Raw genomic sequence first — 12,566 nt, forward strand, 5'->3', positions numbered from 1 at the left:
GGTCTCGACGGCCCCACGGCGCCTACCACGCCCGGGGCACGCGCCCGCCCGACAGCACCTGATAGAGGGCCATCAGGGTCGGGGTCGGCGGCTGGTCGGTGTGATGCGTCAGCAGCCGCCAGTCGGCGGAGCGGGCCAGGGCCTCCAGCCCGGCGCGGTGATCGTGCAGGCGCTGCCGGTAGGCGTCGCGCAGGTCCTCGGCCCGGTCGAGCAGCAGGGTGCCCTCGGCCTCCAGGCCCTCGAAGCGGACACGGCCCTGGAACGGGAACGCCTCCTCGACCGGATCCATGACCTGCACCAGGGCCCCCGTCGCGGCCCGTCCCACCAGGCCGCGCACCACCGCCGCGGTCTCGTCGAGCGGCGCCAGGAAGTCGCCGATCAGCACCACATGACCATAGCGCGGCATCGAGGCACCCGGCGGATAGCCGGTGGCGGCCGGCGGGCGCTCCAAGGCGTCGGCCAGCCGGCGCAGCGCCAGCCGGCCACCGCCGGGCGGCTGCGCCCGGTGCGGGTCGGCGTCCAGCAGGGCCACGCGTTCGCCGCCGCGGTCCAGGATCACCGCCAGCGCCATCGCCAGCAGGGCGGCGCGGTCGGCCTTGCGGGGCAGGGCGCGGTCGCTGGCGTAGTCCATGGAGCCGGAGGCATCCGACCAGATCCACACCGTCTGCGCCGCCTCCCACTCCAGTTCGCGCACGAACACCGGATCGGCGCGGGCGCTGCGGCGCCAGTCGATGGCCTGCGGCCGGTCGCCGGGTTCGTAGCGGCGGTACTGCCAGAAGGTCTCGCCGGTGCCGGCGCGGCGGCGGCCGTGCAGGCCCTGGGCCACCGTGGCCGCCACCCGCTCGGCCTCCACCAGCAGCGGCGGCAGCGCGCCGGCCACGCGTTCGCTCCGGTGCGCCAACACCCCCGCGGCGTCGTCGGGGGGTCCGGCCCGGCGCGACCGGCCCCGCCTCAACAGCCCCATGCCACCTGACCCATCGTGTGACCTATCGTGTGACCTATCGTCAGACCCATCGTGTGACCCATCGTGCGACCTCCCGTCCGGACGGCGCGTCCATGCTGGCCCAGGCCCCTGAATGGCCGACGCCCCATTGTTCTTGACGATGTAGGGCCGTACCGGGGCCGTGACGAGCCCCACCCGGGCGTCGCGCCGGTCCGGGAGCGGCCCGGTGCCGGCGCGACTGTGCCCTTGCGCGCCCGCGCGGGATCGCCTACGCATGGGCTCCATTCCGTCCGCCCCCCACAGCCGGCCCCCGAGGGAGCCCCGACGCATCATGCGCATCGTGCGCCACTACGAGGAACTTCCGCCCGCGTGTCGCGGCGGCGCGGTGGCGCTGGGCAACTTCGACGGCGTGCACCGCGGCCATCAGGCGGTGATCGAGACCGCCGCCCGGGCCGCCACGGCCCTGGGGCCGGAGGCCCCGTTCGGCGTGATGACCTTCGATCCCCACCCCCGCCGCCTGTTCCAGGCCGAGGCGCCGCCGTTCGCACTGTCCAGTCTGCGCACCAAGGCCCATCGAATCGAGGCCCTGGGGGCCGATTTCCTGTACGTGCAGCACTTCGACCGGGATTTCTCGTCGCATGCGCCGGAATGGTTCGTCGAGACCGTGCTGATCGCCGGCCTGGGCGTGCGCCACGTGGTGATCGGCGAGGACTACGCCTTCGGGCACAAACGGCGCGGCAACGCCGCCCTGATGCGGGCCATGGCCGCCGACCTGGGGTTCGCGGTGACCACGGTGCCGCCGGTGCTGGACGGTGACGGCCGGCTCTTGTCCTCCACCCGGGCGCGCGAGGCCATCAGGGCCGGGCGCATGGACGAGGCGGCGGCCGTGCTCGGCCATCTGTGGGAGGTGGAAGGCCGGGTGGAGCACGGCGACGCGCGCGGGCGCACCATCGGCTTCCCGACCGCGAACCTGCGCCTGCACGATTACGTCGCGCCGGCGGTCGGTGTCTATGCCGTGCAGGCCGGCGTCGACTGCGGTCCCGACACCGTGTGGCACGACGGGGTGGCGAACTACGGGCGCCGCCCCACCTTCGACAACAGCGCGCCGCTGCTGGAGGTTCACCTGTTCGAGTTCGACGGGGACCTGTACCACCAGCATCTGCGGGTGCGCATGGTCGCCCACCTGCGACCGGAACGCAAATTCGACGGCCTTGATGCCCTCAAGGCCCAGATCGCGGCCGACGCCGACGCGGCGCGCCGCCTGCTCGTGCAGCGACGCATTCAAGGGGCTCCCCCTTGAATGTAAGCGTCGCTGCACAGAATATTGTTTTTGGTGCACTTTCGATCCAGACAAAAGAATAGCGAATGAATCTCTTGTCTGGATCAGTGCATAAGCAGCCAAGGCCTGAGCCATGAGCGTGGACTACAAATCGACCGTCTTCCTGCCCCGCACCGACTTTCCGATGAAGGCCGGCCTGGCGAAGAAGGAGCCGGAGATTCTGGCGCGCTGGCAGCGCATGGACCTGTACCGCCGTCTGCGGGAGCAGTCCAAGGGGCGCGAGAAGTTCGTGCTGCATGACGGTCCGCCCTATGCCAATGGTCACCTGCACATGGGGCACGCGCTCAACAAGATCCTCAAGGACGTCATCGTGCGCGCCCACCAGATGCTGGGCAAGGACGCCAACTACGTGCCCGGCTGGGACTGCCACGGCCTGCCGATCGAATGGAAGATCGAGGAGGGCTACCGCAAGCGCGGCCAGGACAAGGACAGCGTCGATCCCATCGCGTTCCGCAAGGAATGTCGTGAATTCGCGGAAAAGTGGATCGACGTCCAGCGCGAGGAGTTCAAGCGTCTCGGCGTCATCGGCGACTGGGACCACCCCTACACCACCATGGCCTTCGCCGCCGAGGCCCAGATCGCCCGCGAATTGGGCACGTTCCTGATGAACGGCAGCCTGTATCGCGGCGCCAAGCCGGTGATGTGGTCGGTGGTGGAGAAAACCGCGCTGGCCGACGCCGAGGTGGAATACGCCGACCACACCTCCACCACGATCTGGGTGCGCTTTCCGGTGCACCGCACGACGGTGCCGGCGCTGGAGAATGCCGCCGTCGTCATCTGGACCACCACGCCCTGGACCATGCCGGGCAACCGCGCCATCGCCTATGGCGACGACGTCACCTATGCCGTGGTGCGGGTGACCGAGGTCGCGGAGGGCAGCCTTGCGGTGCCGGGCGAGCGGTTCGCGGTGGCGCGCGATCTGGTGGAGCAGGTGTGCGCCGACGCCGGCATCACCGGGCACGAGGTCGCCGCCACGGTCTCGGGCGCCGATCTGGCCGGCACGGTGTGTCATCACCCCTGGCATGACCGCGGCTACGACTTCCCGGTGCCGCTGCTGCCGGGTGATTTCGTCACCACCGACCAGGGCACCGGCTTCGTCCATATCGCGCCGGGTCACGGCGAGGACGATTACTGGCTCGGCATGGCCCACGGCATCGCGGTGCCGGCCACCGTCGATGGCGACGGCACCTATTTCGAACACGTGCCGCTGTTCGCCGGGCAGCACGTGTTCAAGGTGGCCCCGGCGGTACTGGACGCCATGAGGGACGTCGGCGCCCTGCTGGCCCACGGCACGCTGGTGCACAGCTATCCGCACTCCTGGCGCTCCAAGGCGCCGCTGATCTTCCGCAACACGCCGCAGTGGTTCATCTCCATGGAGACGAACGACCTGCGCAAGAAGGCGCTGGCGGGCATCGACGCCACCCGCTGGGTGCCCGCCTCGGGCCGCAACCGCATCCGCTCGATGATCGAGAGCCGGCCGGACTGGTGCGTCTCGCGCCAGCGCGCGTGGGGCGTGCCGATGCCCATCTTCGTGCACAGGCAGTCGGGCGAGCCGCTGCGCGACCAGACGGTTCTGGACCGGATCGCCGACGCCTTCGAGGTCGAGGGCTCCGACTGCTGGTTCCGCGACGACGCCAAGGCGCGCTTCCTGGGCAACGACCACAATCCGGAGGAGTACGACCAGATCACCGACATCGTCGAAGTCTGGTTCGACAGCGGCGCCACCCATACCTTCGTGCTGGAAAAGCGCGACGATCTCAAATGGCCGGCGTCGCTGTACCTGGAAGGGTCGGACCAGCATCGTGGCTGGTTCCATTCCTCGCTGCTGGTGAGCTGCGGCACGCGCGGCCGCCCGCCGTACGAGGCCGTGTTGACCCATGGCTTCATCCTGGACGAGAAGGGCGAGGACAAAATGTCCAAGTCCAAGGGCAACGTGATCTCGCCCAAGGACGTCTGGGAGGACATGGGTGCCGATATCCTGCGCCTGTGGGTGGTTTCGGCCGACTATTCCAACGACCTGCGCTTCGGCCGCTCGATCCTCAAGCAGGTGGGCGACAGCTACCGCCGGCTGCGCAACACGCTGCGCTACATGCTCGGCAACCTGCACGGGTTCGACGCGGCCGAGCGGCTGCCGGTCGCGGAGATGCCGGAGCTGGAGCGCTGGGTGCTGCACCGCTTGACCGAGCTGGACGCGCTGGCGCGGCGCTGTATCCACGATTTCGACTTCCACACCCTGTTCCAGGAGCTGCACCACTTCTGCGCCAACGACCTGTCGGCCTTCTACTTCGACATCCGCAAGGACAGCCTGTACTGCGATGCCCCCGACGATGCGCGCCGCCGCGCCGCGCGGACCGTGCTGGACCTGCTGTTCGATCACCTGGTGCGGTGGCTGGCGCCGTTCATCTGCTTCACCGCCGACGAGGCGTGGCTGGCCCGTCATCCCGGGGACGACGCGACCGTCCATGACCGGCTGTTCCCGGACGTCCCGGCCGCCTGGCGCGACGACGTCCTGGCGGAGAAGTGGGCCAAGGTGCGGCGCCTGCGCCGGGCCGTGACCGGCGCGCTGGAGCAGGCCCGCGCCGCCAAGCGCATCGGCGCCAGCCTGCAGGCGCATCCGGTGGTCTATGCGCCGGCCGACGTGGTGGCCGCGTGCGAAGGGCTGGACCTCGCCGCCTTGTGCATCACCTCGGACATCACGCTGACCGCGACCGAGCCGGCGCCGGCCGACGCCTTCCGGCTGGAGGGCGAGGCGGAGGTCGCGGTGGTGGTCGATCGGGCCGACGGCGAGAAGTGCCAACGCTGCTGGAAGGTCCGGCCCGACGTGGGCAGCCACGCTCACCCCGGCCTGTGTGACCGCTGCGACGCCGTGGTGGCGGCGCTGCCCGTGGCCGCGGACTGAGCCGCGATGGCCCGATCCGACACCGACACCGACACCGACACCGGCGCGCCCCGACACCCCTTGCGCAACGGGCTGGGGCTGGCCGTGGTGGTGCTGGTGCTCGACCAGATCACCAAGTACGCGGTGTTCGTCGGGCTGCAACCGCCGTTCGGCGGTCTGCCGGTGACGGGGTTCTTCAACATCGTCACGGTGTGGAACCGGGGGGTGAGCTTCGGCCTGTTCGCCTCCGGCTCGCCCTGGACGCCGGTGCTGCTGACCGGCCTTGCGCTGGCGGTGTCGGCGCTGCTGGCCTGGTGGCTGCGCCGCGCCGACAGCCGGCTCCTGGTGGTGGCCCTCGGGCTGGTGATCGGCGGCGCGCTGGGCAACGCCATCGACCGCGCGCTGTATGGTGCGGTGATGGACTTCCTGGATGTGCACTGGGCCGGCTACCACTGGCCCGCCTTCAACGTCGCGGACGCGGCCATCTCCGTGGGCGCCGCGTTGCTGGTGTGGGACGCCTTGTTCGGCGGTCGGAAATCGCCTAAGACTTTCAAGAGCTGACGAAATCGCTGGAGCGCCGACATGCGAGCCTGGATCGCCGGTGTGGTTGCGGCGGGCCTGCTGGCCGGCTTGACCGGCTGCGAGAACCCGAAGCGCGCGCTGGGGCTGGAGAAGGAGCCCCCCGACGAGTTCGCGGTGGTGACGCGCGCCCCCCTCAGCCTGCCCCCGGAATACAACCTGCGCCCGCCGCGCCCCGGCGCGCCGCGCCCGCAGGAGGGGACGGTGCGCGACCAGGCCCGGCGGGTCATCACCGGCGCGCCGGCCGAGTCCACCGCGCGCCGCCGGCCGCTGCCCGAGGGGGTGAGCGCGGGCGAGCGTGCGCTGCTGGAGAAGGCGCGCACCGACGAGGCGATCCCGGATATCCGCACGGTGGTGGACGAGGAGACCAGCGCGCTGGCGGCGGAGAGCGAGGGCTTCGCCGACGTTCTGCTGTTCTGGCGCGAGCCGGAGAGCTTCGGCACCGAGGTCGACGCCGCCGCCGAGAGCCGCCGCCTGCGCGAGAACCGGGCGCTGGGCCGCCCGCCCACCACCGGCGCCTCGCCGTCGATCGAGCGCCGCGAGCGCGGGATTCTGGAGGGGCTTTTCTGAGCCTCGCAACGGACGGCGGTGCACCCGCCGTCCGGCTGCGCGGTCGGCCCTACTCCGCCTTCACCCCGAAGCTCTCCAGGATCTCCGTCGCCGCCAGGGTGACGGTCAGTGAACCGTCGTCGACGCCCTTGAGCAGGTCGGGCAGCCGCTCGCGCACCTCGGGATGGGCGCGCACCGCGTCCAGCAGCCGGTCCTCGACCATCGACCACATCCAGTTCACGCGCTGGCGGCGGCGCTTCTCCTCGATCTCGCCGTGGGCGGACAGGGTTTCCCAGTGCGCCTCCACCTTCTCCCACAGCGTGTCCAGCCCCTTGCCGGACAGGCCCGAGCAGGTGATGACCGGCACCGCCCAGTGCGGGCTGGGCGGCTGGAGGATGTGGACCGCGTTCTTGTACTGGTGCACGGCCTGGTGGGCGGCCTGGACGCCCAGGTTGTCCACCTTGTTGACGGCGATGAGGTCGGCCAGTTCCAGCACGCCCTTCTTGATGCCCTGCAACTCGTCGCCGGCGCCGGCCAGCATCAGCACCAGGAAGAAGTCCACCATGTCGGCGACCACGGTCTCGTTCTGGCCGGCGCCCACGGTTTCCACCAGGATGACGTCGAAGCCGGCGGCCTCGCACACCACCATGGTCTCGCGCGTGGCCCGGTTGACGCCGCCCAGCCGCCCGCCCGAGGGTGACGGCCGGATGAAGGCGTTGGGATCGGTCGCCAGCGTCTCCATGCGGGTCTTGTCGCCCAGGATGGAGCCGCCGGAGCGGGTCGAGGACGGATCCACCGCCAGCACCGCCACCCGGTGGCCCTTGGCGGTCAGCATGCGGCCCAGGGATTCGATGAACGTGGACTTGCCGACGCCGGGCACGCCGGTGATGCCGACCCGGTGCGCCTTGCCGGCGTGCGGGATCAGCTCCAGCAGCATCGCCTGGGCCATGTCCTGATGGCGGCGGTTGCGACTCTCCACCAGCGTGATGGCGCGGCCCAGGGCGGCGCGGTCGCCGGAGCGCACGCCGGTGACGTAGTCCTCGACGGTCAGGTCGGAGCGGGGCATGAGGCGGGAACCCTGCGGGAATGGAGGATGGCGGTCGGGAAACGGCCGGGGCCGGGGCCGACGCGGAGCGCCCTACTCAATACACTTCGCCGCCGGGGTGCAAGTCCCACAGGGCGCAGACACCGGGGGCTGCGTCGCGCCCGAAACCGGGTCCCCGCGCACACACAGAGTCCGGTTCCGGTGATGGGCCGCCCTACGACTGCATGGTCAGGCGGGGATCGGTGTCGGCGCCGGAGCAGACCTGGTTGCGGCCGTTCCTCTTGGCCGTGTACAGACGCTCGTCGGCGAGGGCGATGAAACGTTCGGCCACCCCGTTCACCTCGGACGCCAGCGCCAGACCGATCGACACCGTCAGCGGCACGGGCTCGCCCTTGGATGTCAGCGGGTTGCTCTCGATCGCCTGTCGTACCCGTTCCGCGATCCGCACCGCGCCCTCCGCATCCACGTCGGTCACCACCATGACGAACTCCTCGCCGCCATAGCGGCCGGCGATGTCCTTGTCCCGGATCTCGTGGCGCAACAGGGTGGAGACGTGGCACAGGGCCTCGTCGCCGAAGGGGTGGCCGTGGGTGTCGTTGATGACCTTGAAGTGATCGAGATCGACCATCAGCAGCGCCAGACGGTCGAGTCGCTTGCGGGCCGCGGCCAGGCGTTGCTCCAGTACGCCAAGAAAGTATCTTTTGTTGTAGAGGCGGGTGAGCGGATCGTGTGCGGCGTTGTCGAACAGGCGGTTCTGGTAGTGCTGCTCCGATTCGGTGACGTAGGCGAACTTGAACGAGACGCTGCCGCCAAGGCCGATCACGTCCTGGTCGTGGAGGACGCGCCGGTCGACACGGTCGCCGTTGACGGTCAGGCCGTTGCTGGAGCGCAGGTCAAAGGCCTCGACGCCGTCCGCGGTGGAGATGAGGCGCGCGTGCCGGCGGCTGACCGTGGCCTCCAGGACCTGGATATCGCACTCATCAGCGCGCCCGAGCAGCGTTTCGTAGCTGTCGAGCACGTAGATGCGCCCGGCATCGTGCCCGGTCAACGCCACGAGGGACGGCAGCACGCCGCCCTTGGTGACCGGACCTGACTTGTCGTATTCAAGGTGAACCGTCAGGTCGCTGGTTGTATCGTCGTCCGAGGAGACCACGCGAGAGGCCCAACCCATTGTACGGTCATGAAATCGTCTCTGGCTGACGAACGAACGAGGCTATCATGCCATGCCTGCATTTTGAAGAAAATCGTCCCATGGTTTTAAGGGAAAATTCTTCACGGTTCAGTCGGGCGTCTGATAAGCTGTTGGCTCCATTTACTGCGGACCGGGGATTGATTCATGAGTAAGAAGTACGAGCATGGGATCACCATCAAATGGGGCGCGGAGTTGTACTATGTCCCCATGGAAACGTGGCAAAAACAAACGGTTCCGGATGACCTGCGCGCCGAAGTCACGCAGTTGATCGACCGCGGCGCGATTCTCGCCTCGATTTCCCAGACCGGGGAAGGCATTGGGTCGGCCTGCTACCTGATCGACCTGAGTGCCATCCGCTCCGACGAATAAGGGCGTGGACGGATCGTCCCGCCACGGGCCGGACCGTGCGGAAGGCGCGCCGTCCGGCCCGACTCCGGCGGATGCCGGCAAGGGCTACCGCACCGGCACCCATCGCCTGCGGGCGCCGGCCGAGACGCTGGCCTGCGTGACACCCCACCTGGCGGCGATGGGCATCACCCGGATCGCCACCATCACCGGCCTGGACCGGGTCGGGCTGCCGGTGGTGGCGGTCTATCGGCCCAATGCCCGCTCGGTCGCGGTCTCCCAGGGCAAGGGCATCGACCTCGCGGCCGCCAAGGCGTCCGGCGTCATGGAGGCGATCGAGAGCCACCATGCCGAACACCCGGATCTGGCGCTGCGGCTGACGTCGGAGCACGACCTGCGGGCCGCCGGCCACGCCGTCGTGGCGACGCAGCGGCTGCCGCGCCTGTCGGTGAGCCGCTTCGACGCCCGCACGCCGATCCTGTGGTGCGCGGCCCGGGATCTGATGGCGGCCCCCGGGCGCACCGCGGTGCCGCTGTGGGTGCCGTTCGAGATGGTGCATACCAACTACACCCGCCCGCTGCCGGCCGGGAGCGGGCATTTCCAGATGAGTTCGAACGGGCTCGCCTCCGGCAACCATCCCCTGGAGGCGATCGGCCACGGCCTGTGCGAGGTGATCGAGCGCGACGCCCTGGCGCTGTGGGCGCTGCGCGGCGGCACCGACAGCGACCGCGGACGGCTGGATCTGGACACCGTCGACGACCCCACGGCCCGTGATCTTCTGGCGCGGCTGGCGGCGGCGGACTTGGCGGTCGGCGTCTGGGACATCACCACCGACGTCGGCGTGCCGGTGTTCGTCTGTGCCCTGGCCGATCGCACCACCAACCACCTGGGGCAGGTGTATTCCAGCCACGGCTCCGGCTGCCATCCGGCGCGCGCGATCGCGCTGTGCCGGGCGCTGACCGAGGCCGCCCAGACCCGCCTGACCTACATTGCCGGCACGCGCGACGATGCCCACCGCACCCTGTTCGAGACCGCGCGCAACCCCGACCGGGTGGCGGCGGTGCGGGCGCGCCTGGAGACGCCGCCGCAGGGGGCGGGGCGGGCCTTCGCGGCGGTGCCCAGCCATGAGACCCTCCGCTTCGACGACGATGTGACCTGGATCCTGGCGCGGCTGGCGGCGGTCGGCATCACCCAGGCGGCCGTGGTGACGGTCCCCGCCCGCATCCCCGGGATCGCGGTGGTGCGGGTGATCGTGCCGGGGCTGGAGGGCCTGCACGACGCGCCCGGGTATGTGCGCGGGGAGCGGGCGATGGCCCTCGCCCGGGACCGGGCCGACGGCGGAGCACCGGCGGCATGAGCCTCGTGGTCTTTCTCGGTCCCACGCTGCCGGCGCGCGAGGTCGCCGCCCGGCTGCCCGAGGCCGACCTGCGCCCGCCGGTGTCGCAGGGCGACGTCCTGCGGGCCGTGCAGGCGGGGGCGCGCGCCATCGGCATCGTGGACGGCTATTTCGAGCGCGTGCCGGCGGTCTGGCACAAGGAGATCCTGTGGGCGCTGAGCCGGGGCGTGGTGGTGTACGGGGCCGCCAGCATGGGCGCGCTCAGGGCGGCAGAACTGCATCCCTTCGGCATGGTCGGGGTTGGCGCGGTGTTCGCGGCCTTTCGGGACGGGGTGCTGGAGGACGACGACGAGGTGACGGTCGCGCACGGGCCGGCCGAGATCGGCTATCCCCTGACCTCCGTGGCGCTGGTGGATATGCGCGCCACCCTGGAGGCGGCCCGGGCCGCCGGGGTGGTGTCGCCCGCCACCCATGAGGCCCTGATCGCCCTGGCCAAGCGGACCTACTACCCCAACCGATCCTACGAGGCCCTGCTCGCGGACGCCGCCGCCGCAGGTCTGCCGGCCGACGAGACCGCCGCCCTGGCGGCGTGGCTGTCGGGCGGCCGGGTCGAGCGCAAGGCCGCCGACGCCCGCGCCCTGCTGGACGCCCTGGCCGACCTGAGGGACGGGGCCGCGCCGCCGCCCCCGCCGCCCGCCTTCCATTTCGAGCGCACCGACGCCTGGGAGCAGGTCGCCCGCCGGGACGGCCACCAGGTCGCCGCCGCCGTGCCGGACGCCGTGCCGCTGGAGGCGCTGCTGGACGAGCTGCGCCTGCGCGGCACCGACTATCACCGTACCCTGTCGGTCTGCTTCGCCCGCGCCCTGGCCCTGCAGGAGGCCGAGCGGCATCCGGCGCCGCTCGACCGCGCCGTGTTCCGCGAGGTGCTGCACGGCTTCTTCCAGGAGCGCGGTCTGCGCACACCGGCGGAGATCGCGGACTGGCTGGCGGTGCAGCGCCTGGACGCCGACGACCTCACCGCCTTCATCGCGCGCGAGGCCCGGATCGCCCGCGTCGAGACCCTGGCCCGCGACGCCATCCGCGCCCAGGTGCCCGATGCGTTGCGCGGCGCCGGGCTCTACGGGCCGCTGGCCACGCGCGCCGAGGCCAAGCGGCGCTGGCTGGCCGAGGCCGGGCTGGAGGCCGTCGGGGCGGCCGACCGCGGCCAGGACGCGGACGGCCTGCTGCGCTGGCACTTCACGGAGCGGCGCGGCGAGCCGGTGCCCGCCGACCTGGAGGCGCACGCCCGCGCCCTCGGCCTCGCCAATCGCCACGCGCTCCTTCAAATGCTGGTGCGTGAGTTCCTGTACGTCCGCCATGTCGAGGGCGACCCGGCCCCCGCGTCCGCCGCCCCGGACGGGGCGGACACGGCGGACGATCCGGCGGCGCCGGCGTGATCCGCGCGCGGCCTCAGCCCGCCAGGCATGCGGCGATGTAGGCGTCGAGCGGGCTCGGGTCGTGGCCCAGCACCTCCCGGGCCTCGGTGTTGTCGATGGCGCAGCCATGGCGGGCACAGATCATCATCAGCGCCCCGAACGACCGCGCCAGGGGGTCGTCGCCGGCCATCATCGCGTCCAGGTCCGCCTCCGGCACCACCTCGCGCTCGAACGACCGTCCCGCGGCGCGCTCGAAGCGGGCGATGACCTCGGTCTGCGGCAGCGCCTCCGGTCCACCGAGCCGCAGGGTGCGGTTGAGCGCCTGCGGGGTGTCCAGGGCGGCGGCCGCCGCCTTGGCGACGTCGGCCATGGCGATCCAGCTGATCGGGCCGGCGCCCTCGCCAAACACCCGCGCCTTGGCGTTGGCGGGGTCCAGGCCCAGCGCCGGGCTCAGCCACACCTCGCGGAAGTGCGTGGGCTGCAGGATGGTGTAGGGCACGCCGCTGTCCCGGATCGCCGCCTCGACGGCCCGCTTGGCGTCCTGCAACGGGAACGACGACCGATCGGGCGGGAACGAGACGAACACGATCTGGCGCACGCCCGCCGCCCGCGCCGCCGCCACCAGCGCGAGCTGTCCCTGGTGGTCTACGGCCTCGATGGTGTCGCCCTCGGCCCGGGACAGGGTGGCGGAGGCGGTGGAGATGACGGTGTCGGCCCCGGCGCAGGCCGCCGTCAGCGAGGCCGGATCCTTGATGTCCCCGACCACCGTCTGGACGCCGGCGGCGCCCAGGGCGGCCACCGTGTCCGGGGCGCTGCCGGCCCGCACCAGCGCCCGCACCGGCCGGTCCGCCGCCGCCAGCCGCTGGCAGATGTCCCGTCCCAGAATGCCCGTCGCTCCGACGACCAGATCCATGGATCACGCCTCCCCGTTTCGTGTCATCCCGA

Annotated in this window: 11 protein-coding genes; 7 read left to right on the forward strand and 4 right to left on the reverse strand. The window is 71.2% G+C overall.

The genetic code is table 11. The features are described from left to right. Window positions 1-22 precede the first annotated feature (22 nt). On the reverse strand, window positions 23-880 hold the full coding sequence (locus GGD88_RS09905) for a DUF58 domain-containing protein (protein ID WP_343056331.1): 858 nt from the start codon (window positions 878-880) through the stop codon (window positions 23-25). 394 nt (window positions 881-1,274) lie between these two features. On the opposite strand from GGD88_RS09905, the gene GGD88_RS09910 reads away from it, so the two are divergent. From GGD88_RS09910 to GGD88_RS09925, 4 genes are all read left to right on the forward strand, one after another. Then, window positions 1,275-2,243 carry a bifunctional riboflavin kinase/FAD synthetase gene (locus GGD88_RS09910; RefSeq protein ID WP_184434921.1) on the forward strand — a complete coding sequence of 323 codons (969 nt, stop codon included), beginning with the start codon at window positions 1,275-1,277 and terminating at the stop codon, window positions 2,241-2,243. 112 nt (window positions 2,244-2,355) lie between these two features. Then, a complete protein-coding gene (gene ileS / locus GGD88_RS09915; RefSeq protein WP_184434924.1) occupies window positions 2,356-5,181 on the forward strand; it encodes an isoleucine--tRNA ligase in 2,826 nt (941 codons plus the stop codon). A gap of 6 nt (window positions 5,182-5,187) precedes the next feature. Then, window positions 5,188-5,721 (forward strand): signal peptidase II, encoded by a 534-nt coding sequence (gene lspA, locus GGD88_RS09920; RefSeq protein WP_184434927.1) that lies wholly within the window; start codon window positions 5,188-5,190, stop codon window positions 5,719-5,721. A 21-nt stretch (window positions 5,722-5,742) separates the two neighbouring features. After that, the gene (locus GGD88_RS09925; RefSeq protein WP_184434930.1) at window positions 5,743-6,309 is read left to right on the forward strand and encodes a DUF3035 domain-containing protein; all 567 of its coding nucleotides are present in this window, start codon (window positions 5,743-5,745) and stop codon (window positions 6,307-6,309) included. A 49-nt stretch (window positions 6,310-6,358) separates the two neighbouring features. On the opposite strand, the gene meaB is transcribed toward GGD88_RS09925, so the two are convergent. Continuing rightward, window positions 6,359-7,354: a methylmalonyl Co-A mutase-associated GTPase MeaB gene (gene meaB / locus GGD88_RS09930; protein ID WP_184434933.1), complete on the reverse strand. Its 996-nt coding sequence runs from the start codon at window positions 7,352-7,354 to the stop codon at window positions 6,359-6,361. Window positions 7,355-7,547: 193 nt separating this feature from the next. Continuing rightward, window positions 7,548-8,504 (reverse strand): GGDEF domain-containing protein, encoded by a 957-nt coding sequence (locus GGD88_RS09935; protein ID WP_184434936.1) that lies wholly within the window; start codon window positions 8,502-8,504, stop codon window positions 7,548-7,550. A gap of 165 nt (window positions 8,505-8,669) precedes the next feature. Here GGD88_RS09935 and GGD88_RS09940 point away from each other — a divergent pair, with 165 nt between their 5' ends. The 3 genes from GGD88_RS09940 to GGD88_RS09950 are packed head-to-tail and all read left to right on the forward strand — an operon-like array spanning window position 8,670 to window position 11,642. Continuing rightward, complete coding sequence (locus GGD88_RS09940) at window positions 8,670-8,894, forward strand: hypothetical protein (RefSeq protein WP_184434939.1); 225 nt, start codon at window positions 8,670-8,672, stop codon at window positions 8,892-8,894. Between the two features lie 4 nt (window positions 8,895-8,898). Beyond that, complete coding sequence (locus GGD88_RS09945) at window positions 8,899-10,227, forward strand: YcaO-like family protein (protein WP_184434942.1); 1,329 nt, start codon at window positions 8,899-8,901, stop codon at window positions 10,225-10,227. Beyond that, window positions 10,224-11,642, forward strand: a complete 1,419-nt coding sequence (locus GGD88_RS09950; RefSeq protein ID WP_184434945.1) for a TfuA-like protein — start codon at window positions 10,224-10,226, stop codon at window positions 11,640-11,642. Before GGD88_RS09945 ends, GGD88_RS09950 begins: the two co-directional genes overlap by 4 nt. A gap of 13 nt (window positions 11,643-11,655) precedes the next feature. Here the strand turns inward: GGD88_RS09950 and GGD88_RS09955 are convergent, their stop codons facing one another. Beyond that, on the reverse strand, window positions 11,656-12,534 hold the full coding sequence (locus GGD88_RS09955; protein WP_184434947.1) for an NmrA family NAD(P)-binding protein: 879 nt from the start codon (window positions 12,532-12,534) through the stop codon (window positions 11,656-11,658). Window positions 12,535-12,566: the final 32 nt, after the last annotated feature.

The sequence above is a fragment of the Roseospira goensis genome (assembly GCF_014197795.1).
Classification (GTDB): domain Bacteria; phylum Pseudomonadota; class Alphaproteobacteria; order Rhodospirillales; family Rhodospirillaceae; genus Rhodospira; species Rhodospira goensis.